At 64.8% G+C, this 21,852-nt stretch carries 23 protein-coding genes; 5 read left to right on the top strand and 18 right to left on the bottom strand.

The genetic code is table 11. The annotated features are described in order from the left end of the window. The first annotated feature begins 183 nt into the window (after nt 1-183). Nucleotides 184-1,149, top strand: a complete 966-nt coding sequence (locus tag QPK29_RS29760; RefSeq protein WP_371768212.1) for a hypothetical protein — start codon at nt 184-186, stop codon at nt 1,147-1,149. Between the two features lie 121 nt (nt 1,150-1,270). Here QPK29_RS29760 and QPK29_RS29755 read toward each other — a convergent pair whose 3' ends face one another. The 15 genes from QPK29_RS29755 to QPK29_RS29685 all read right to left on the bottom strand — a co-directional run bounded on the left by QPK29_RS29755 (nt 1,271) and on the right by QPK29_RS29685 (nt 14,050). Continuing rightward, nucleotides 1,271-2,476: an ATP-grasp domain-containing protein gene (locus tag QPK29_RS29755; RefSeq protein ID WP_371768211.1), complete on the bottom strand. Its 1,206-nt coding sequence runs from the start codon at nt 2,474-2,476 to the stop codon at nt 1,271-1,273. Then, nucleotides 2,473-3,915 carry a pyridoxal phosphate-dependent decarboxylase family protein gene (locus QPK29_RS29750; RefSeq protein WP_400189885.1) on the bottom strand — a complete coding sequence of 481 codons (1,443 nt, stop codon included), beginning with the start codon at nt 3,913-3,915 and terminating at the stop codon, nt 2,473-2,475. Before QPK29_RS29750 ends, QPK29_RS29755 begins: the two co-directional genes overlap by 4 nt. 88 nt (nt 3,916-4,003) lie before the next feature. After that, nucleotides 4,004-4,282 carry a glutaredoxin family protein gene (locus QPK29_RS29745; protein ID WP_056137301.1) on the bottom strand — a complete coding sequence of 93 codons (279 nt, stop codon included), beginning with the start codon at nt 4,280-4,282 and terminating at the stop codon, nt 4,004-4,006. Continuing rightward, nucleotides 4,279-5,733 (bottom strand): DegQ family serine endoprotease, encoded by a 1,455-nt coding sequence (locus QPK29_RS29740; RefSeq protein ID WP_056137300.1) that lies wholly within the window; start codon nt 5,731-5,733, stop codon nt 4,279-4,281. The genes QPK29_RS29745 and QPK29_RS29740 overlap by 4 nt, the downstream gene beginning before the upstream one ends. A 137-nt stretch (nt 5,734-5,870) precedes the next feature. Continuing rightward, a complete protein-coding gene (locus QPK29_RS29735) occupies nt 5,871-6,170 on the bottom strand; it encodes a sigma-E factor negative regulatory protein (protein WP_371768209.1) in 300 nt (99 codons plus the stop codon). 37 nt (nt 6,171-6,207) lie between these two features. Continuing rightward, complete coding sequence (gene rpoE, locus QPK29_RS29730) at nt 6,208-6,810, bottom strand: RNA polymerase sigma factor RpoE (protein ID WP_056137296.1); 603 nt, start codon at nt 6,808-6,810, stop codon at nt 6,208-6,210. Between the two features lie 60 nt (nt 6,811-6,870). Continuing rightward, nucleotides 6,871-7,371, bottom strand: a complete 501-nt coding sequence (locus tag QPK29_RS29725; RefSeq protein ID WP_371768208.1) for a hypothetical protein — start codon at nt 7,369-7,371, stop codon at nt 6,871-6,873. A gap of 96 nt (nt 7,372-7,467) precedes the next feature. After that, nucleotides 7,468-8,712, bottom strand: a complete 1,245-nt coding sequence (gene fabF, locus QPK29_RS29720; RefSeq protein WP_056137292.1) for a beta-ketoacyl-ACP synthase II — start codon at nt 8,710-8,712, stop codon at nt 7,468-7,470. 25 nt (nt 8,713-8,737) lie between these two features. Then, nucleotides 8,738-8,977, bottom strand: a complete 240-nt coding sequence (gene acpP / locus QPK29_RS29715; protein ID WP_036168404.1) for an acyl carrier protein — start codon at nt 8,975-8,977, stop codon at nt 8,738-8,740. A gap of 226 nt (nt 8,978-9,203) precedes the next feature. Beyond that, the gene (gene fabG, locus QPK29_RS29710) at nt 9,204-9,941 is read right to left on the bottom strand and encodes a 3-oxoacyl-ACP reductase FabG (RefSeq protein WP_371768207.1); all 738 of its coding nucleotides are present in this window, start codon (nt 9,939-9,941) and stop codon (nt 9,204-9,206) included. 39 nt (nt 9,942-9,980) lie between these two features. Continuing rightward, on the bottom strand, nt 9,981-10,916 hold the full coding sequence (gene fabD / locus QPK29_RS29705) for an ACP S-malonyltransferase (RefSeq protein WP_371768206.1): 936 nt from the start codon (nt 10,914-10,916) through the stop codon (nt 9,981-9,983). 31 nt (nt 10,917-10,947) lie between these two features. Continuing rightward, on the bottom strand, nt 10,948-11,928 hold the full coding sequence (locus QPK29_RS29700) for a beta-ketoacyl-ACP synthase III (RefSeq protein WP_371768205.1): 981 nt from the start codon (nt 11,926-11,928) through the stop codon (nt 10,948-10,950). 2 nt (nt 11,929-11,930) lie between these two features. Next, entirely contained in the window at nt 11,931-12,971 is a 1,041-nt protein-coding gene (gene plsX, locus QPK29_RS29695) for a phosphate acyltransferase PlsX (RefSeq protein ID WP_056137283.1), read from the bottom strand. 188 nt (nt 12,972-13,159) lie between these two features. Beyond that, nucleotides 13,160-13,342 carry a 50S ribosomal protein L32 gene (rpmF, locus tag QPK29_RS29690; RefSeq protein ID WP_005666806.1) on the bottom strand — a complete coding sequence of 61 codons (183 nt, stop codon included), beginning with the start codon at nt 13,340-13,342 and terminating at the stop codon, nt 13,160-13,162. Between the two features lie 210 nt (nt 13,343-13,552). Further along, nucleotides 13,553-14,050: a YceD family protein gene (locus QPK29_RS29685; RefSeq protein WP_056137281.1), complete on the bottom strand. Its 498-nt coding sequence runs from the start codon at nt 14,048-14,050 to the stop codon at nt 13,553-13,555. Nucleotides 14,051-14,155: 105 nt separating this feature from the next. Between QPK29_RS29685 and QPK29_RS29680 the strand changes: the two genes are divergently transcribed. Both QPK29_RS29680 and QPK29_RS29675 read left to right on the top strand, forming a co-directional pair. Beyond that, nucleotides 14,156-14,761, top strand: a complete 606-nt coding sequence (locus QPK29_RS29680) for a Maf-like protein (protein ID WP_371768204.1) — start codon at nt 14,156-14,158, stop codon at nt 14,759-14,761. 5 nt (nt 14,762-14,766) lie between these two features. Next, a complete protein-coding gene (locus QPK29_RS29675; protein ID WP_371768203.1) occupies nt 14,767-15,519 on the top strand; it encodes an SAM-dependent methyltransferase in 753 nt (250 codons plus the stop codon). Nucleotides 15,520-15,522: 3 nt separating this feature from the next. Here QPK29_RS29675 and QPK29_RS29670 read toward each other — a convergent pair whose 3' ends face one another. From QPK29_RS29670 to aceA, 3 genes are all read right to left on the bottom strand, one after another. Continuing rightward, entirely contained in the window at nt 15,523-16,797 is a 1,275-nt protein-coding gene (locus tag QPK29_RS29670; protein WP_056330652.1) for an EAL and HDOD domain-containing protein, read from the bottom strand. A gap of 163 nt (nt 16,798-16,960) precedes the next feature. Further along, nucleotides 16,961-17,989, bottom strand: a complete 1,029-nt coding sequence (locus QPK29_RS29665) for a 23S rRNA (adenine(2030)-N(6))-methyltransferase RlmJ (protein ID WP_229412329.1) — start codon at nt 17,987-17,989, stop codon at nt 16,961-16,963. A 479-nt stretch (nt 17,990-18,468) separates the two neighbouring features. Then, nucleotides 18,469-19,767: an isocitrate lyase gene (gene aceA, locus QPK29_RS29660; RefSeq protein ID WP_371768202.1), complete on the bottom strand. Its 1,299-nt coding sequence runs from the start codon at nt 19,765-19,767 to the stop codon at nt 18,469-18,471. 434 nt (nt 19,768-20,201) lie between these two features. On the opposite strand from aceA, the gene QPK29_RS29655 reads away from it, so the two are divergent. Continuing rightward, on the top strand, nt 20,202-21,059 hold the full coding sequence (locus QPK29_RS29655; protein WP_371768201.1) for a PEP-CTERM sorting domain-containing protein: 858 nt from the start codon (nt 20,202-20,204) through the stop codon (nt 21,057-21,059). A gap of 195 nt (nt 21,060-21,254) precedes the next feature. Further along, nucleotides 21,255-21,833, top strand: coding sequence for an FxDxF family PEP-CTERM protein (locus QPK29_RS29650; protein WP_371768200.1), 579 nt, complete (start codon nt 21,255-21,257; stop codon nt 21,831-21,833). Nucleotides 21,834-21,852: the final 19 nt, after the last annotated feature.

Genomic DNA, 21,852 nt, shown 5'->3' with positions numbered 1-21,852 from the left:
CCGGGCGAGCGCCTTATCGGGCGAATCGCGGCTCATGAAGGCCGCGGCTTGACCCGCAAGCTGCCCATTTTACCGGATTTCGAGGCAGAAAGCCCGGTTTCCGGGGAGGACCACGATTCAAGTTGGCCATCGGCGCGCCGTTAATGGCACATCGGCACCTTACGGCCCTTCTTTTTTGCCACCATGATCTACACGTCCGAACCGCAGCAATGGCGCACGCAGCTTTCCTTGCCCATCGAGCAACGCATCCTGCCCCTGCCCGATGAAGTGCGCAACATCGTGCACCAGGTGAACATGGCGAGCGGACTGGACGCCGTGCCCGCCCCGTGCGTGCCGGATCCCGCCCTGCAGGCCGACCTGCGCGCCGCGCTGGCGGGCATGCCGGCCGCCGTGCGCGACCTCGTGGGCCCGCTGCTGCTGGGCATGTGCACGGGCCGCGGCCTCGGGTCGTCGGGGATCACGGACATCGTGGCGGATGCCGTCGACGGCCGCGTCCTCGGCTGCGTCGTGCTGCTCGACATGGATCTGCTGGAAACGCATACGGCCAATTCCTGGGCCACGTGGAAGGAAAACCTGCCGTTCGGCGGCCCCGGTTTCTCGCTCGCCGCGACGATCGCCGCCCCGCACGACGACACCCGCGCGCACGCGCTGCAATTCCTGCTGCTGCACGAATTCGGCCACGTCGTGACGGCAGGCGGATCGTTCCTGCCGCGCTGGTGGGAACCGGCGCCGGCCGCATTCTTCCCCTTCCTCGACCTGAGCTGGCATATGAACGCCGCCGGGCGCTTCGTGCCGTGGAGCGGCTCCGATTTCGACCTGCGCGGCGCCGTCGATTTCTACGGCACCAACAAGCTGCACAGCGACGCCATCGTGACCGCGTATGCTGGTCTTGAGGGCAGCGATTTTCCCAGCCTGTACGGCGCGACGAATCCGTATGACGATTTCGCGGAATGCTTTGCGAGCTATGTGCACAGCGAACTGCTGGGGCGGCCGTACGCGTTGCGCGTCGATTACGACGGGGTGCCGCAGGCGACGCTCGAGCGTTTCTGGGCGAGTCCGCGCAGCGAGGCGAAACGGGCGTTCATGCGAGAATTACTCGGTGAGACGGTGGTCGTCGCCAACGATGAAAGAAAGTTTGTCGCTGCATGAAAAACCCTCGCCCCCACGCGAAGGAGGGGACCCAAAGCCGTCGCCCCCGCGAAGGCGGGGGCCCAATCCGGATCTGCCGCAACGCGTAAGACCTGGGTCCCCGCCTGCGCGGGGATGACGGCTAATTCGAGGCCGCGCTTATCACCCGGTGCAGCATCTTTTCGAACGCCCCGAACACCCGCTCCATCACCGGCCCCTTGTACGGATACCTGCCCGGATCGTCCATCGCGTGCACGACCATGGCGTTGTCCACTTCGAAGATGAGCAGCCGGCCATCGCGCGTTTCCGCGCAATCGATGCCCAGGTAAGGCAAGCCCATGCGCGAGTCGATCTCGGCCAGCGCCGCCGCGTGCCGGCGCGCGAACCCGTCGTCGAACGCGGCCATCCCGGCCGCCTCCTCCGCCCGCTTGGCGGCGCTGTCGTCCATGCCTGCATTCAGGTAATGCACCATCCAATGCGACGAGATCGCCAGGTGGCAGATGAATGGCGTGCCGTCGATGAGCACGATGCGGTATTTGCGGAACTGGCCGTCCGGACCAGAATAATCGACGAACGGCGCGAGATAGAACTCGCTCGCAGGATGCGTGGCGAGATAGGCGTGCAGCGCGGTGCCGTCGTCCACCTTTTGCAGATCCGTGCCCGCGTGCGAATCCACTGGCCGCACGATCAGCGGGAACGCATCGTCGGTTAGTTGCATAGCGCCCGCGCGGTCCAGGCGCATCGTCCGCGGCACCAGCGTACCGGCCGCGCCGTCGAGCGCCGCGCAGACGCCGTCGCGCGACAGGTGCGCGATCTGCTCCGGGCGGTTGACGACGGGACGCGGCCAGCCGTCGAGCATCCGCGCCACGTCGCGCAGCAGCGGCGCGTTGGCGTCCGATTGCGCAATCGCCACGAAGAGCACGTCGTGGTCCGGCACCTCCTCCGGCAGCGGCAAATCGGGCGTCACGTATTGCACGGTCGCGGCGATGCTTGAGGTTTGCAGCAGGAATTCGACGGGCGTATTGGCCATGAAGTCGCCGGGCCCCATCAGCACGAGCAGGTTCAAGGTGGGCGTGCGCGCCGGCGCCGGCAGCGCGTACAGCGACCGGATGGCCAGCGCGTGGTGTTGCACGTCCAGGCCCGCCGCGCGCTGCCCCAGCAATTGCAGGACGAAGCTGGCATCCAGCCACGCGTTCGCATCGTCGGGATGCGCCTGGGCACGTGCCAGCAGGCGTACGCCGACCGGACGCAGGTCGGCCCGGTAAAACGCGCAGCGCATCAGCGCCGCGGCGCCGATCAGCGGGGCGTACGGCGTGGCGGCGGCGGCCAGGAGTTCGGTCGTGATCATGACAGGCGGCGGCCAGCGCGCAGCACGGCTTCGACGAGCGCGTCGATGTCGGCGCGGCCCGTGCGGTGGTTGACGATCGCGGCGCGGATCGCGTAGCGGCCGTACAGCGTCGTCGCGGATGGCGCCACGCGGCCTTCGTCGTACAGCGCGAGCACGATCTCGCGATTCACACGTTCGGGATCCGCGCAGACGTAGCGGAAGCAGACGATGTTCAACGTGACGGACGCCACCAGCTCCAGCGACGGCTCGGCCGCGACGCGCTCGGCGAGGTAGCGGGCCAGCGCGCACGTGGCCGAGATCGAGCGGCCGATGGCGTCGGCGCCGTAGACCTGGAACGTGAGCCACGTCTTCAGCGCCCGGAAGCCCCGTGACAGGTCGGGCCCCACGTCGCACGGCCACGCGGTCCCGGCGGCGAGCCCCGTGCTGGCGCGCTGCAGGTACGCGGCCGGTGCGGCAAAAGCGTCGAGCATGTGCGCACCGTCGCGCGCGAGAAAATAGCCGGCGTCGTACGGCACCTGGCCCCACTTGTGAAAATCGAAGGCGAGCGAGTCCGCACGCGCGATGCCGTCGAGCAGCGGCGCCACGTCCGGCGCCAGCATCCCCAGCGCCCCGTACGCGCCGTCGACGTGCAGCCACATGCCCTGTGCGCGCGTGAAATCCGCCAGCGTCGCGAGCGGATCGATGGCGCCCGTGTTCACCGTGCCGGCGCTGGCGACGACGAGGAATGGCCGCAACCCGTTGCGGCGATCCGCATCGACCTGCGCGGCGAGATCTTGCATGTCCATGCGGCCGGCGGCGTCCACGCGCACGGTGCGCAGCGCAGCGGAGCCGAAGCCCGCCATGTCCATGGCTTTCGCGATGCAGCCGTGCGCTTCGGCCGACGCGTACGCGCGCAGGCCCGCATGCGCCGCGAGCCCGTGCGCGCGCACGTCGCGCCCGAGCGCCTGCGTGCGCGCGACGACGACGCCCATGAAGTTGGCGATCGACGTGCCCGTGACGAACACGCCGCGGGCCGTAGCGGGAAAGCCGAACAGCGCCGCCATCCACTGCGACACCTGGCGCTCCACCTCGACGGGCGCCTGGTTGCGGCCGCCGACGTTCGCGTTCAGCGCCCCCGCGATCATCTCGGCGATGATGCCCACCGGCGTGCCGGCGCCATGCACCCAGCCCATGAAGCCGGGATGCGGGTTGCCGACGGTGTAGGGGATGACGTTGTCCTGCAGGCTGCGGTAGGCATCCGCCAGCGAGCCCGGCGCGCGCGGCAGCGGCGCGCGCAGGCTGTCTCGCGCGGCGTCCGGCATCTGCTGCCAGACGGGTCGCGCGCGAATGCCCTCCAGGTGGTCGAACATGTCGTCCAGGATCTGGTGCCCGAGGGCGCGAAGTTGCGTCCAGTCCGCGGGGTCGAGCGTAGCGTCGGGGCCGTCAGCCATATGCATCATCCAGGAATCGATGCAGCCGATTATCGCAGGTCGGCTCGCATCCGATCCATCGAGCAAGATGTAAAAGCCATGGTTATTGCCCGAATCACTAAACTTCCGCCTGCTCCAGGCCGAGGTGACGCCGCAGCGCCCCCTCGTCGAGGAAGTAATGGCACAGCTCGGTGCCGGCCGGCTCCGCGGCGAGCACCGGCACCAGTTCGTCGTAGCGGGCGACGAGGGCCGGGTCGGCATCCACGTCGACCACGTCCACCGTGTACGCCTGCCCCTGGCGGGCCATGAACGCCTGCAGCGCCGCCCGCATGTCCTCGCACAGGTGGCAGTACGAGCGCGAGTACAGGGTGAAATGCGGCGTAAGGCGTGTACTCATTGGCGCGGGCGGATGACGAGGTAGCGCGAGACATTGTCCCTACGCACGAGCAGCGCGACCGGTTTCTTCGCGTCGACCTTGGCGACGAGCCCGTTGAACTGGGCCGCGCCCGTGATCTCGACATTGTTCATCTGCAGGATCACGTCGCCCTGGCGGATGCCGGCCGACGCGGCGCGCCCTTCGGAGAACTCGACCAGCACACCGGTCTCCGTCTTGAGCTCGCGCTTTTGGGCGGCGGTGAGGTCCGAGACGTGCAGGCCCAGCGCGTTCGGCGCCTGGTCCGGCGCCGGTTTCTTGGGCGTCGCCTTGGCCGTCGGCGATTTTTCTTCCTGCAGTTCGACGATGGTCACCGGCAGGTCGATCTGGCTGCCGCGGCGCCACACGGTGACGGTGGCGCGGCTGCCGACGGCGCTGCCGCCCACGAGGCGCGGGAGGTCGGAGCTGCGTTCGATGTCCTTGCCGTTGAATTTCAGGATGATGTCGCCGACCTTCAGGCCGGCCTTGTCCGCCGGCCCGCCCGGCTCGACCATCGCGACCTCGGCGCCGCGCGCGCGGCCCAGGCCCAGCGATTCCGCGACGTCCGTCGTGACCTCGCTGATCTGCACGCCGAGGCGCCCGCGCGTCACCTTGCCCGTCTTGCGGATCTGCTCGGAGACGCGCATCACCTCGTCGATCGGCACTGCGAACGAGATGCCGTTATAGGCGCCGGACAGCGTGGCGATCTGCGAGTTGATGCCGATGACCTCGCCGCGCATGTTGATCAGCGGGCCGCCCGAGTTGCCGGGGTTGACGGCCACGTCGCTCTGGATCAGCGGCAGGTATTCGCCCGTGTCGCGCGCCTTGGCCGAGATGATGCCGGCGGTCACCGTGTTCTCCAGGTTGAACGGCGAACCGATGGCGATCACCCACTCGCCCACGCGGATCTTGCTGGAATCGCCGATGCGCACGTTCGGCAGGTTGCGCGCGTCCACTTTCAGCAGGGCCACATCGCTGCGGGCGTCCGAGCCCAGCACCTTGGCCTTGAATTCGCGGCGGTCGGTCAAGGTCACGACGACCTCGTCCGCGCCTTCCACGACGTGCGCGTTGGTCAGCACATACCCGTCGTCCGAGATGATGAAGCCGGAGCCGACGCCCCGCTGCACCCGTTCTTCCTGCGGCTGTTCCGCGGGCCCGCCGCGGCGTCCGCGCGGCACCATCTGGCCGCCGAAGAAGCGGCGCAGGAATTCCTGCATCTCTTCGTCGGGGCCGCCCTGGTCGAGGCGGACGCGTTCGGTGGTGCGGATGTTGACGACGGCCGGGCCGACCTTGTCGACGAGGTCGGCAAAATCGGGCAGGCCGGTGACGGTCGGGGCGGCAACGGGAGCGGCCGCTTGGGCCGCCGGGAGGGACATCAGACTCGCGCCCGCAAAGACGAGTGCGGACAGGATCGCGCTTCCAGTTTTGCTTGTCATAGGTTCGGTAAGGTCTGTGCTTGGATGGTTCGTATGGTAAGACAAAAGAGCATTGTTGTCGCGTTGGCACCGCCGTGGCGAACGGACGGCGCGGCCCGCGCCGGCATCAGGCGGTGCCGCGTGACGAGCCGGGCGGCTCAGGTAGGGTCGGCGGCGACGGTCGCCTGGCCGGCGGCGTCCGCGGCGACGGCCGCGCGCTTGCCCGGCAGCGGCTCGGCCGCGAGGCGGGCCGCCATGCGTTCCGTGAAACCAGGCGACAGGTCAGTCGCGGGATCGGCGCGCAGGACGTCGCCGATCTGGTGGAAAAGCGCCCAGGCCTGCCGGCCCTCCGGGGTGTCGAGGGCGGCGAGCGCCAGTTCCCGGTCGACATCCGGGATCTCGCCGTCGCAGAGCGCCGAGATGAGTTCACGATTTTTCTTGTTCGTGTCCATAGCCATTACGCCGGTACGTAAAACTTTGTCTTCATATCGCTACCTACCGACGTTTGTCCGCCGAGATATCTAGCAAGGGCCGCAATTTCTCGGCGATGACTTCGCGCGCCCGGAAAATCCGGCTCCGCACCGTCCCGATTGGACACGCCATCACTTCGGAGATTTCCTCGTAGCTTAAACCTTCTATTTCGCGCAGGACGATCGCCGTTCTCAATTCGAGCGGCAAGGCCTCCATGGCCGCATTCACGGTATAGGCGATCTGCTTGCTGGCCAACATTGATTCCGGTGTATTAATGTCTCGCAAGCTATCTGCGTCGTCAAATCCTTCCGCACGTTCGGCATCGGCTTCCGTCGAGGTCGGCGCCCGCCTGCCTTGCGTGACCAGGAAATTCTTTGCCGTATTAATTCCTATTCGATATAGCCATGTATAAAACGCGGAATCGCCGCGGAAATGGCGCAGTGCACGGAATGCCTTGATAAAGGTTTCCTGCACCACGTCTTCCGCCTCGGCCGGATCGTGCACGAGACGCGACACGAGCCGCATCAGGCGACGCTGGTATTTCGCCACCAGCAGGTCGAACGCCCGGCGATCGCCCGCCTGGACGCGCTCAACCAGCAGTTGATCACATTCGCGTTCGGTCGTCACTGCAATGCCCCGTTGGCTGCGGCGGCGTCCCTGTTATACGGAAACGGTGAGCACGTTTCCTTAAGAGTTGGTCCGCTGCAATGAGTTCGTCGTGTCTTCGCATCCTTCGTTTGCAAGTGCGCGCCGGCCGACCACTGCCAGCGCGACGGCCAGCGCGCGCCACACCGCGGCGTCGACGCTGTCGCGCCACACGCACAGGACGCGTGGTCCCGTGCCCGGCGCGGCGTGCCGCAACACCATCAGCATCGGCCAGACGACCGATCCGGGCAGCAGGACCGCGTTGCCCTCCGGCGGCGAGCCCACGTCCTGTTGTACCGTTACGCGCAAGGCGCCGGTTCCAGAAATATCAATCCGGTGCGTCTTTGAAGGAAGGAGCGCCGCGCCCAGCACGGCGCTGCCCGCGGCCGCCAGCGCCGCCGCGACGAGAGGCGCGAGCCGGACATGCCCCGGCGCCGCCAGCCCAATGGCCAGCGCGGACGCGAGAAGGGCCAGGCCCCAGCCACCCCATACGAACCGCTGGATGCGCGACGGCCTGACGAGCGCGGACACCGCGATCGACATGGGTGTTTCCAGTTAGAATCCGAAGAGGTCAGAAATGACAAACGCCCATTCCTTGGACAGGAATGGGCGTCCGAAAGTTCGGCTATTGCGGGATCGTTAGATCTTGGCGAAGACCAGCGTACCGTTGGTACCGCCGAAACCGAAGGAATTTTTCACCGCGTAATCGATCTTCATGTCCCGTGCCGTGTTGGCGCAGAAGTCCAGGTCGCATTCCGGATCCTGGTTGAAGATGTTGATCGTCGGCGGCGAGACCTGGTTGTGAATCGCGAGCACGGTGAACACTGACTCCAGGCCGCCCGCGCCACCCAGCAGGTGGCCCGTCATCGACTTGGTGGAGTTGACGACCAGCTTGTTCGCATGGTCGCCGAAGGTGCGCTTGATGCCCTTCACTTCCGCCACGTCGCCCACGGGGGTCGACGTGCCGTGCGCGTTCACGTACTGCACCTGGTCCGGGTTGATGCCCGCGTACTGCATCGCGGCGACCATGCAGCGCGATGCGCCGCTGCCGTCCTCGAGCGGTGCCGTGATGTGGTTCGCGTCCGCGCTCATGCCGAAGCCGACGACTTCCGCATAGATCTTCGCGCCGCGCGCCTTGGCGTGTTCGTACTCTTCGAGCACCATCACGCCCGCGCCTTCGCCCAGCACGAAGCCGTCGCGGTCGCGGTCCCACGGACGCGAGGCCGTGGCCGGATCGTCATTGCGCGACGACAGCGCGCGTGCCGAGGCGAAACCGCCCAGGCCCAGCGGCGACACGGTCGATTCCGCACCGCCGGCGATCATCACGTCGGCGTCGCCGTACTCGATCAGGCGCGCTGCCTGGCCGATGCAATGCAGGCCGGTCGTGCAGGCGGTCACGATGGCCAGGTTCGGACCACGCAGGCCGAACTTGATCGACAGGTCGCCCGAGATCATGTTGATGATCGACGCCGGGACGAAGAACGGCGAAATGCGGCGCGGGCCGCGGCTGTCGTACTCCGCCTTCGTGTCTTCGATCATCGGCAGACCGCCGATGCCGGAACCCACGAGCACGCCGATACGATCGCGATTGTCGTCAGTGACGACAATGCCCGAATCCTGTAACGCCTGGATGCCGGCGGCCATGCCGAAATGGATGAACGTATCCATATGACGGCCTTCCTTGCCCGGCAGGTAATCCTCGACGTTAAAGTTCTTCACCTCGCCCGCAAAGCGGGTCGAGAATGGCGTTGCGTCGAACTTGGTGATGTTGGCAATACCCGACTTGCCCGCCAGTGCTGCCTCCCACGCGTCGGCAATGGTGTTGCCGATCGGAGAGATGCAACCCAGGCCGGTCACTACGACACGACGGTTGCGTGAACTCAAGCGCTTCTCCTGAAATCCTGAAAGCTTAGGCCTTGACGTGAGCCTGTGCGTACTCGATAGCCTGGCGAACGGTCGTGATCTTCTCGGCCTGCTCGTCCGGGATTTCCATTTCGAATTCGTCTTCCAGGGCCATCACCAGTTCCACGGTGTCCAGCGAGTCAGCGCCGAGGTCGTCAACGAACGAGGAATCGATTTTGATGTCTGCTTCGGCAACGCCCAGTTGCTCAGCGACGATTTTTTTAACGCGTTGTTCGATATCCGACATGTTATGGCTCCATTAGGTATGTGTTGCGGAAAGTGCGCGCATTTTATCAGGGTTTGCGCGTTGAAAAACTATTTTCAGCGTCTGACGCTAAAACGGTCGAAACTACTGCGAACTGCCGAGATTTACTTTTAAACCCGGCCACCTCGTCGTTCCCGCGAAAGCGGGAATCCATACTGAGCGTCCTGGCCAACTCAGTATGGGTCCCCGCCTCCGCGGGGATGACGGGTCAGTTCATGTACATGCCGCCGTTCACGTGCAGTTCCGTGCCCGTGATGTAGGCAGCCTGCGGCCCCGCCAGGAAGGCGACCGCGTACGCGATGTCTTCCGGCGCGCCCAGGCGGCCCAGCGGAATCTGCGTCAGCAGCGCTTCGTGCTGGCCTTCGCCCAGGGCCTTCGTCATGTCGGTGTCGATGAAGCCCGGCGCCACGCAGTTGACGGTGATATTGCGGCTGCCGATCTCGCGTGCCAGCGCACGGGTCATGCCGGCCACGCCGGCCTTCGCCGCCGCGTAATTCATCTGGCCCGGATTGCCGGCCGCGCCCACGACGGACGTGATGTTGATGATACGCCCCTGCTTCGCCTTCATCATCCCGCGCAGCACGGCGCGCGACAGGCGGCCGACGGCCGTCAGGTTGGTGGCGATCACGTTGTCCCACTCTTCGTCCTTCATGCGCATCGCCAGTTGGTCCTGGGTAATGCCGGCATTGTTGACGAGGATGCCGATCGTGCCGACGTTCTTGGTGATGTCGTCGATGACGGCCGCGCACTGGGCGGCGTCGGTGACATTCAGCACGACGCCCTTGCCGCCGAACTCGGCGAGGTAGGCGCCGATGGCTTCCGCGCCGGCTGCCGTCGTGGCGGTGCCGACGACCTTGGCGCCATGGCGGGCCAGTTCGAGCGCGATGGCCTTGCCGATGCCGCGCGAGGCACCGGTGACGAGGGCGACTTGGTTTTGCAGGTTCATTGAGTCCTCTTTTTCTCTAACGGGGGGATGCGGCGCCGCTCAGCCCTGGACGGCGGCGAGCACACGCTCCAGCGATGCCTGGTCGACGAGGGCCTCGCCCACCAGCACCGGATCGATCCGCTTGGCCATGCCGATCAGGGTCTTGCTCGGCGCGCATTCGATGACTTGCGTCACGCCGTCCACGGCCATCTTCTGCATGGTCTCGACCCAGCGCACGGGACCGGCCGCCTGGCGCACCAGCGCGTCCTTGATCGCGGCGGGATCGTTCAGGATAGCCACGTCGACGTTGTTGATCAAGTCGATCTGCGGCGCGGCAAAGTTCAGGTTCGCCATGGTGGCGCGCAGGCGGTCCGACGCCGGCTTCAGCAGCGACGAGTGGAACGGCGCCGACACGGCCAGCTTCATGGCGCGCTTGGCGCCCTTGGCCTTGGCGATGTCGCACGCGCGCTCGACGGCGGCCGTGTGGCCGGCGATCACGATCTGCGTCGGCTCGTTGAAATTCACGGCTTCCACGACCTCGCCCTGCGCCGCTTCTGCGCAGACCGCGCGGACGTCGTCGGCCGCAAGGCCGAGGATGACGGCCATGCCGCCCTGCCCGACCGGGACCGCATCCTGCATCGACTGTGCACGGAAGCGCACGAGCGGCACGGCATCCTTGAAGTCGATCACGCCGGCAGCCACCAGCGCCGAGTATTCGCCGAGGCTATGACCGGCGACGACGGCCGGTTTCGGGCCGCCCGCGGCGATCCACGCGCGGTAGACGGCGACGGCGGCCGTCAGCATCACGGGCTGCGTGTTCGTGGTCAGGTCCAGGTCTTCCTTCGGACCTTCGGCGATCAGTTTGCCGAGGTCCTGGCCCAATGCTGCGGACGCTTCGGCGACGGTCTGTGCGACGACCGCGTTCCCGGCGAAGCCGTTCAGCATGCCGACGGCTTGCGCGCCCTGGCCGGTAAACAGAAATGCGAATTTGCTCATCGATTCCTCTTTGGGTGTTTTTGTCTTGTTATTACATGCGCGCCAGCACGGCACCCCAGGTAAAGCCGCCGCCGACGCCTTCCATCATGACGTTGTGGCCCGGCTTGATGCGGCCGTCGCGCATCGCGACATCGAGTGCCAGCGGGATCGACGCGGCCGACGTGTTGCCGTGTTCGTGGACGGTCACGACCATCTTGTCGGCCGGGAGCCCGAGTTTCTTCGCGGTGCCCGTCATGATGCGCAGGTTGGCCTGGTGCGGGATCAGCCAGTCGATGTCGCCAGCCGGCATCTGCGCATGCGCCAGTGCTTCGTTGGCGACCTTTTCCAGCACGGAGACGGCCAGCTTGAAGACGGCCGGGCCATCCATGTACAGGAATTCCTGGTTCGAGGCCTGGTTCGACGGGTTCGCGGGGCCGCACAGGATGCCGCCGTGGCTGCCGTCGGCATGCAGCTTGACGGCCAGCACACCCGGTTCCTCGGACGCGGCCAGCACGACGGCGCCGGCGCCGTCGCCGAACAGCACGCAGGTGCTGCGGTCATCGAAGTCGAGGATGCGCGAGAACACTTCCGTGCCGATCACGAGCACGTTCTTCGCATTGCCGGCCTTGATGAAGGCATCGGCCGTCGCCATCGCGTAGACGAAGCCCGAGCACACGGCGCCCATGTCGAACGCGGCGCTGTTGTTGCGCATGCCCAGCTTGTTCTGGACGATGCAGGCCGTGCTCGGGAAGCTGCCGAAATAATCCGGCGTCGAGGTGGCGACGATGATCAGGTCGATCTGCTCCGCTTCGAGGCCGGACGCTTCGAGCGCCTTGCGCGCCGCATTTACGGCCAGGTCCGAGGCGTTTTCGTCGGGCGCGGCGTAGTGGCGGGCGGAGATCCCGCTGCGGGTCACGATCCATTCGTCCGACGTTTCGATGCCCTTGGTGGCGAGCTGCGCCGCGAGGTCGTCGTTGGTGACACGCTTCGCGGGCAGATAGCTGCCGGTACCGATAATTTTGCTGTATGTCATTGCTAACCCTGCTGAATAGTTGAGCCAGGCGCTTCCGGATTGGGAGCTTGCGGCAACATTTCGGCGATCAAGGTCGAGAGTTGCGCTTGCACATTATATTTCGCCGCGTCAAAAGCGCGTCGAAGTGCCCACTCGTAGGCGTAGGCATTGGCACCGCCATGGCTCTTGAAGACCAGGCCTTTGAGGCCCAGCAGGCCGGCGCCGTTATAACTTTCGGGGTTCAGCTTCTTGAGCGATTTGCGCGCGAACAGGGCGCCGATCTTCGACATCGTCGTTTCGAGGAACACCGATTTGACGAAGCGCGACAGGCCCTCGATCGCCTTCAGGGTCACGTTGCCGACGAACCCGTCGCATACGACGACGTCGACGGTGCCCTTGAAGATATCGTTACCTTCCACATTGCCATGGAAATTCAGCACGCCGCGTTCATGGTCGGCCCGCAACAGGGGCGCGGTGGCCTTGACCACTTCGTTGCCCTTGATCTCTTCCGTGCCGACATTCAGCAGGCCGATGCTCGGGCGGCGGTGTTCCATCGCCTCGAACAGCACGGCGCCCATGATGGCGAACTGGTGCAGGTGATGGGGCTCGCAGTCGACGTTGGCGCCCAGGTCGAGCATGTACGTCGGACCGCCCTTCTGGTTCGGCAGGATCGAGCAGATGGCCGGACGGTCGACGTCGGCCATGGTCTTCAGGACATAACGCGAGATGGCCATCAGCGCGCCCGTATTGCCGGCGGAGACGCAGACGTCGGCGCTGCCGTCCTTGACGAGCTCGATCGCCACGCGCATCGACGAATCCTTCTTGCGGCGCAGGGCGACTTCGATGGGATCGTCCATCGCGACCACGTCGGAGGCGTGGCGGACCGTCAGGCGCGGGTTGTCGCCCGCGTGATGTTTCTTGAGTTCAGCACGGACCAGCTCTTCCTGACCGACGAGGATCAGCTCGGCGTCGGGTTCGCGCTTGAGGAATGCGAGGGCTGCCGGGATGGTCACGGCGGGGCCGTGGTCGCCGCCCATGCAGTCGATGGAAATTTTGATTGTCATTTGTCGGAATGAACCGCGGGCTCAAGGTCGGCCGGCGGCTGCTCGGTCTCGTCGGGCTACAAGGTGAGCTGCAATGAGTGCCGAGTCAGTGGGGTGGTAAATGACGGAGTTACCGCAAAAGAAAAAGCGGCGCCACGCATTCGACATACGTTGCACCGCTTTCATGGAACAAAACAGCAAGACGTCGATTACTCGTCGTTCTTGGTCTTGAGCACTTTACGGCCACGGTAGAAACCGTTCGGGCTGATGTGGTGACGCAGGTGCGTTTCGCCGGTGGTCGGCTCGACTGCCAGGTTCGGGGCGGTCAGGAAATCGTGCGAACGGTGCATGCCGCGCTTCGACGGGGACTTCTTATTCTGTTGAACTGCCATGATGACTCCTAAACTTAAGTTCTAAAATTCTAACACATTCGACTTGCAAGTACATGCGCATCGAGTATCCCAGCGGCAATAACGTTGGGACTGCCATTGCCGACATGTTTAACGCTGCCTTACAACGATGACTCAATACTCGAGCTGCACGCGTTTGACACGTTTTGACGCTGCGAATCCTACCCGGAGGTAGCACCCACTGCAATTCTTTTATTCAGATTTGAGGCTCTTCAGTGCCGCGAACGGCGATACCTTCTCGGACTTGATGGCGTCCAGCAGCTTGGTATCGGGGCACACCTCGTGTTTCGGTGCCTGCGGCAGGGCCAGCAGGGCTTCATCTTCCAGCAAATCGCGGATGTCGCAGGCGTGGCTGCCGACGATCACGTCGATACTTTCATCGTCGAGGATTTCCTCGATCTCGTCCGCTTCCTTGTCGTCCTTGCCCAGCACCAGCACGGTCGACGAATCGAGCTCGTAGCCGAACGGGGTCAGGCAGCGCTGGCAGACCAGCTGCACGGTACCGGAGACGGACAGCGTCAGCATCGGATACCCCTGGCGGGTCTGGCCACCTTCGATGGTCCAGGCGATCTCGCCGGACTTGTCGGCGCAATCGGCCGCAAGGCGATTCATTTCCGCCACCGGCGTGACGCCTTCACGATGGCCGTTGTTCCGACAAAATTCAAAGGCGTCGATGACAAAAGCGCTCATTTGGAAAAACATCCCCGGAAAACCTGCGATAATAGCAGGCTTCTGCCCGCGTAGTCAAAGACTTCCTCACAAAGCGCTATCTTCCTGTTTTATTTACGAAAATCGATGCCAAGCTCCGCCCTGCCTCGCCTCATCCTGGCCTCCAGTTCCGCCTACCGGCGTGATCTGCTCGGTCGCCTTCACCTGCCGTTCGAAGCGATCGCGCCCGACATCGACGAGACCCCGCATCCAGGCGAAACGCCGGAGGCGACGGCATTGCGCCTGGCGCGCGCGAAGGCCGCGGCCGTCGCCCTCGAGAACCCCGGTGCCCTGGTGATCGGCTCGGACCAGGTGGCCACGCTGGACGGCATCCAGATCGGCAAGCCGGGCGACCACGCCCGCGCCCTCGCCCAATTGCAGATGATGCGCGGCCGCCGCGTCATATTCCATACGGCCCTGTGCCTGTGGGACGGTCGCACAGGCACGGCGCAGGTCGAGAATATCCAGGTGTTCGTGACGTTCCGCGACCTGCCGGATGCCGATCTGGACGCCTATCTGCGCATCGAGCAGCCTTACGACTGCGCCGGCAGCGCCAAGAACGAGGGACTCGGCATCGCCCTGCTCGAACGCATCGACAGCAGCGATCCGACCGCCCTCACCGGCCTACCCCTGATCGCCCTGACCGGCATGCTGCGGCGCGCCGGCATGCCATTTTTTAATCTCCAACAATAACAACCATGCCCGGTACGCTCTACCTGATTCCGAACACCCTCGGCCCGACCGAGGCCGCGCCGCACGCGCTGTCCCACATCCTGCCCGAGCAGGTGCAGGACATCGCCAGCAAGCTCGAATATTTCGTGGCCGAGAACGCCAAGACGGCGCGCGCCTTCCTGAAACTGGTCGCCATCGACCATCCGCTCGCGCGCCCGCTGCAAGAGATTCAGATCGCGGAACTCAATGTGAACACGCCGCCACAGGCGCTGGCCGCGCTGCTCGCGCCGCTGCTGGAGGGACGCGACGCGGGCCTCGTGTCGGAAGCGGGCGTGCCGGCCGTCGCGGATCCGGGTGCCGACCTCGTCCGGCTGGCGCACCAGCACGGCGTGCCCGTGCGTCCGCTCGTGGGACCATCGTCGCTGCTGCTGGCCGTCATGGCGAGCGGCCTGAACGGCCAGAGCTTCGCATTCAACGGCTACCTGCCGACGGACGCCGGCCAGCGCACCAAGCGCATCCAGCAACTGGAGCAGCGCTCGCGCAGCGAGAAACAGACGCAGTTGCTGATCGAGACGCCGTACCGCAACGGTGCGATGCTGGAAGCCCTCATCACCAGCTGCCAGCCGGGCACGCTGGTGTGCGTGGCGACCGATCTGTCGCTGGCGACGGAAACCGTGCGGACGCAGACGGCCGCGAAGTGGAAGGCGCAACTGGCGTCCGGCCAGGCGCCGGATTTCCACAAGAAGCCGACCGTCTTCCTGTTCCTCGCGCAATCGTAGAGGTCAGTGCACCTCGGCGCCGAGTTCGCGCACCCAGCCGAACGCGGCCAGTTCGATGTCGCGCACCTGTTTCACCGACAGCCCGAGCCGGTCCAGCGCGGCCGCCAGGTTGCGGCCCGGCTCCGCATGCTCCAGCGCTTCCGCCACGCTGAGCATGGCGCCATAGTCGCCGTCGCGCTCCAGCAGGGCGGCGCGGACGTCGCGCGACAGGTCGACCTTGTCGAAGATCTCGCGCATCGGCACGTCGAACAACGCATCCATCAGCGACATGATGCCGACCGTAAAGGCGGTATTCGCGCCGGCCACGTCGCCCGGACGCAGGGTCAGCGTCATCAGCTCGAGCAGGCGGCCGCGCGTCGTCGCCATCTGCAGCAACGGCGAACTCAGTTCGACGTGCCCCTCCGGGCCGCTGTACAACAGGATCTGCACCCAGCGCTGCAACTGGCTGCGGCCGAGCTGGACGAGCGCCTGCGAAATCGACTCGACCTGCGGCGCGCCCGTGCCGGCCAGGTGACCGTTCACGAGGCGCAGCAGGTTCAGGCTCAGCAACGGGTCGCGCTTGACGGCCGCCTCGATCGCGTCGTTGTCGGCTTGCGAATGAATGAGATCGAACAGGCGCAGCAGCACGAGCTCGGACGGCGTGATCTTCTTGCCGGACAGGATCGCGGGGCGCGCAAAGTAATAGCCCTGGAAGTATTCGAAGCCGAGTTCCATGCATAACTCGAATTCCTCGATCGTCTCGACCTTTTCCGCGAGCAGCTTCTGGTGCGGCCCGCGCACGGTGCGGACGAGCTCGGCAAGCTCGTCGCGCCCGACACCCTGCAAGTCGATCTTGATGATGTCCACGAGGCTCATCAGCTTGCTTACCTGCTCGGAATGGCCTATAACATCGTCGAGTGCGAACTTGAAGCCGAGCTCTTTCAACTCCCGCACACGGGCCAGCAAGGCCGTGGTGGGACGGACGGTTTCAAGGATTTCCAGAATGACCTTATCGGGAGGCAGGAATCGGACGAAATCGCTCATCAGCACGACCTCGTCGACATTGACGAAGGCAACCTGCTCGCCCACCACCTGCTTCATCCCCAGTTGTGACGCATGGGAGATCACGGCGGCGGTGGCGGCGGCATAATCGGTCAGCTGCGCGTCCTCATGCTCCGGCGCGGCGCGAAACAGCAACTCGAACGCCACCAGTTTCTGGTCGCGTCCGAGGATGGGCTGGCGCGCCAGAAAGAATTCGTCGGACGGCGTGGACGTGGCTGCCGTTGCTACCGCTTGCATGTAAAAACTCCTGAAACGACGGCACGCACCATGCGTGCCGGATCCGGTCTGGCCGGAATATCGGTCCGACTATACTACAGACGAGAAGTCTTTACATTTCGACATCGTATCAAATCGTTTCAGACATAGTTGTGCCTGTTAGAAACGATCGATGCGAAAAGGATCAGGAACGGCCCGATCCGCTGCGTTTGGCCGGACCGCGCGGTGCCGGTTTGGCCTCCGTGCGCGGGGTGCGCGGACGTCCTTCGGCGCCCTCGCCTTCCTTGCGCGGACGTGGATCGTCGCCGAACGGCTGGCCCGGCAAGCGCAGGCTGCCGCCGCCGGACAGCGGGCTCGCGCGACGCGCATTGCCCACCGGCTTGCGGGGACCGCCCAGGGCCGGCACCGTGCCGGTGACCTGCGTGCCTTTTTCAATACGGAACGTTGCACCACTGTCCTGGCCCAGCACCTGCACGAGATACGGCATCGTTTCGCGCAACGTCGCCTCCAGCGTGTACGGCGGATTCAGGATGAACATGCCGCTGCTGTGCAGGCCGTTGCCGTCGGCGCGCGGGCCGGCCACACTCAACGTCACATGCAGCCATTCCTTGGCCGGCAGGCGCTTCAGGCGATCGGCAAACTGGCGCGATTCCATGCGCTGCAGCACCGGATACCAGACCGCATACATGCCCGCCGGGAAGCGCTTGAGCGCCTCGTCGAGCGCATCGCGCACGTGCTTGTAGTCGAGCTTGACTTCGTACGGCGGATCGATGAGCACCAGCGCCCGGCGCGACGGCGGCGGCAGCAGCGCCTTCAGGCCGTGGAAACCGTCCGCGTGCTCGACGAGGATGCGGCGACCGCGCGCACGCTCGCCCTGCTCCGCGTGGTGCGCCTCCAGCTTGCGGACATTCTCCGCCAGCACCCTGATGTCGGCCGGATGCAGTTCGAACAGGCGCAGGCGATCCTCCAGGCGCGCCTCGGCATCCGCGACCCACGGCGAACCGGGATACCAGCGCAGCTTGCCGCTTGGGTTCAACTTGCCTACGAGGTCCACGTACTCGGCCAGCGCCGGCGGCAGGTCGTCGCGCCCCCACAGGCGCCCGATGCCGTCGATGTATTCGCCACTCCTGACCGCCTGCGCACTGTCGAGCGCGTACACGCCGGCACCGGCATGGGTGTCGATATAGGTGTAGGCCGTGTCTTTCTGGTTCATGTATTTGTGCAACTGAACCTGGATAAAGTGCTTCAGGACATCGGCGTGATTACCCGCGTGGAAGGCGTGGCGGTAGCTGAACATAGAGATTCCAATCTGGTTGATGCGGCGCCCGCGGTGCGATCGCTGATGCGGGCCAACCGCCATTATCCCTCAGATACGTCTCGACCCCAACAGCCCAAATTCGGGGTCAGAGCACATTTTCGGCAAAATTCGGGGTCAGAGCACTTTTAGGTGAAATTTCCTGTAGATGATTTCTACTCGTGACGGCGACGCGTTTAAGGGGACAGTCGGCGCACCACGCCGGGATGGCGAAACTTCTTGCACATCCGGACATTGATCGCAAATGTGCTCTGACCCCGAATTCGGAGCGAAATGGGACCTGACCCCGAAGTTTGGAAACAAAAATGCCGCAGCGGCTTGTGGCCACTGCGGCAGACCATCGCGAGGATGGGTGGAGGAAGGTTACGCGCCGGCGCTCAGGCGACTTGTTTTTCGTCGAAGAATTGTTCGTCCTCGGTCGAGCCGTGCAGCGCCGTCGTCGAGCTCTGGTGCTGCTGGATCGTCTGGGTCACGGCGTCGAAGTAGCCGGTGCCCACTTCGCGCTGGTGCTTGACGGCCGTGAAGCCCTTGTCGGCGGCGGAGAATTCCGCTTCCTGCAACTCGACGAAGGCCGACATGCCGCGGCGCGCATAGCCGTGCGCCAGGTTGAACATGCTGTAGTTCAGCGCATGGAAGCCGGCCAGCGTGATGAACTGGAATTTGTAGCCCATCGCGCCCAGCTCTTTCTGGAACTTGGCGATCGTCGCGTCGTCCAGGTTCTTCTTCCAGTTGAACGACGGCGAGCAGTTATACGCGAGCATCTTGCCCGGGAATTTCGCATGGATGGCGTCGGCGAAGCGCTTGGCGAATTCCAGGTCGGGCTTGCCCGTCTCGCACCACACGAGGTCGGCGTACGGCGCATAGGCGAGGCCCCGCGCGATCGCCTGGTCGACGCCCGGCTTCACGCGGAAGAAACCCTCTACTGTGCGTTCGCCCGTGCAGAACGGCTTGTCGTTCGTGTCGACGTCGGCCGTCAGCAGGTCGGCCGCTTCGGCGTCCGTGCGGGCGACGAGGATCGTCGGCGTGCCCATCACGTCGGCCGCGAGGCGGGCCGCCGTCAGCTTTTCCACGGCTTCGCGCGTCGGCACGAGCACCTTGCCGCCCATGTGGCCGCATTTCTTGACGGAGGCCAACTGGTCTTCGAAGTGCACGCCGGCCGCGCCCGCTTCGATCATGGATTTCATCAGCTCGAAAGCGTTCAGCACGCCGCCGAAGCCCGCTTCCGCATCGGCCACGATCGGGGCGAAGTAATCGACGTCGTCCTTGCCTTCCGACCACTGGATCTGGTCGGCGCGCTGGAACGTGTTGTTGATGCGCTTGACGACCATCGGCACCGAATTGGCCGGGTACAGCGACTGGTCCGGATACATCTCGCCGGCCAGGTTGGCGTCGCCGGCAACCTGCCAGCCCGACAGGTAGATGGCTTTCAGCCCGGCCTTGACCTGTTGCATGGCCTGGTTGCCCGTCAGCGCGCCCAGGGCGTTCACGTACGGCTCGTTGTTGATCAGGTTCCACAGCTTCTCGGCGCCGCGCCGCGCCAGCGTATGTTCGATCTGCACGGAGCCTCGCAGCCGTACGACATCTTCCGCCGTGTAATTGCGAACGATACCTTTCCAGCGCGGGTTGGACTCCCAATCCTGTTGCAGGGCGGCGATTTGCTGTTCACGAGTTGCCATGGTGTTCTCCTGATTGAAAAGACGGGGTTGGACAGTGATTCCGTTAGAAACATCATAGCGCTGGTTGTGCGCAGCACCAATACTCTTATATAAGACATATGACGATTTTTATTTCGTTGAAAATCATATGCTTACAACTCATATTTCATGATACGGGAACATATTTCTTACAATGGAAACTGCCGGGCAGGTGCGTCTTGTGCGCTTTTCACATGCACGGACCAGTTTTCATAATGTGAAATACACCACATTGTTTCCGCAAAGTATTCCGTAAATACTGTCGCAAATCTGACAATTTTGTCTGATTAAACAACACTATTCCCGTCATAAATAATGGCAAATTGACGATTTGCATCAAATCAGGAGAGGATAATTTCCAAGCACCATTATTAAATTCTTAAAAGCAATTCCCACGTTCCCGAAAGAGACAATCGATGACACTGCGATTGACCGCACTGGCTGCTGTGCTGGCCGCTACGACGATGACGGCCCACGCCGGTATCCTGACGACGGACGGCGTGACTTTCACGTCGAACTGGAGCGGCAATGTGCTGACGCTGGAAATCGACGCCGCGCAGCGCAGCGGCGGTTGGAGCGGCGCAACGGGCCTCGCTGCGCTGGCGATCAAGGGCGTGGGCACCTACAGCAGCGTGAGCGTGACCGGCGGGCCGGGCGGGACCGATGCGTGGAAACTGTCGACATCCGAACTGAAAGCGTCCGGCTGCTCCGGCACGAGCAACGGGGCGGCCGGCAGCCGCATGTGCTTCTACGGCCAGCAGATCGCGCTTGTCGACGACATGGTGTTCAAGTTCACGTTCAACGGCGCCAGCGTCGCGACGAACGAGCCGCACGTGAAGGTCGAGTTCGTCGACGCCCGGGGCAACAAGGTGGGCTCGCTGTTGTCGCAGGTGCTGCCGGCATCGCCCCCGGCCACGACGCCGTCCACCCCGACCGCGCCGGTCACCCCGGTCACCCCGGTCACCCCGGTCACCCCGGTCGTTCCGGTGATCCCCGACGCACCGACCACGTCCGCCGGCACGCAAACCAACACGACAGCCGACACGAAAACGCCTACCGGCACGCCCGACGTCGCCTCCCCATCCGGCACGCCGGCCGCCTTGCCCCCGCAGGAAGACCTGCCGTCCACGCTCCCTGCCAAGGGTCCCGACGTCGTGCAAACGCCATCCGGCAATGCCACCGGCCCGGCGAACGTCCCGGAACCGGAGAGCATCGCCCTGCTGCTGGGCGGCCTGGGCCTGATGGGCCTCGTGCTGCGCCGCCGCCCGCGCTGAGCGCACCCCTCCCCCGAACGCCCCGCCCGGCCCAGCGCCCGGCGGGGCGTTGTTGTTACAAACGATGAGTTAGTCGGCTAACAGAGCCATATCGGGCCCCCTTCTACCCTTGCGGCACGGATCTGATCCGTATGTGCCCGGCGGTCTCGCAGGACGCGAGCCGTCGGGTCCTTGCATTTCGTGGAAGGAGAGACCATGACATCACGCATCCGCACTACCCTGCTGGCGGCGCTGCTGGGCGCAGGCACGCTCGCGTCGGCGCAGGCCGGCACGATCGAATTCCAGGGGGTCGACTTTACGTCATCCTGGTCCGGCAACGTGCTGACCCTCGAAGTCGACGCCGCCAACCCGACCGGCAGCTGGGCCGGTGCCACGTCGCTCGGCGCCCTGCAGTTGAAGGACCTCGGCAGCTTCGACAACGTATCGCTCACGGCCGCGCCGGGCGGCGCGTCGAACTGGAGCCTGTCCAGCAACGAGCTGAACGCGAACGGCTGCACGGGCGGCGGCCATGGCGGTACGTCGCTGTGCTATTCCGGCGCACACGTCGCCCTGACGGACGACATGGTGTTCCAGTTCACCTTCTCCGGCGGCAATGTCGACGCGACGTCGCCCCAGCTCAAGGTGACCATGTTCGGCGCAGACGGCAATAAAAAGGTCGGCAGCCTGATGGGCGAGCACCTGATGGTCTCCGCCGTGCCCGAACCGCAGACGTACGCAATGATGCTCGGCGGCCTCGGCCTGCTCGGCTTCATGGCGCGCCGCAAGCGCGCGTAAAAAAACGCCCTGCCGGCGC

It is taken from the genome of Massilia orientalis (genome assembly GCF_030411975.2).
Lineage (GTDB): Bacteria > Pseudomonadota > Gammaproteobacteria > Burkholderiales > Burkholderiaceae_D > Telluria > Telluria orientalis.
This window is presented reverse-complemented; position numbering and strand designations above follow the sequence as displayed.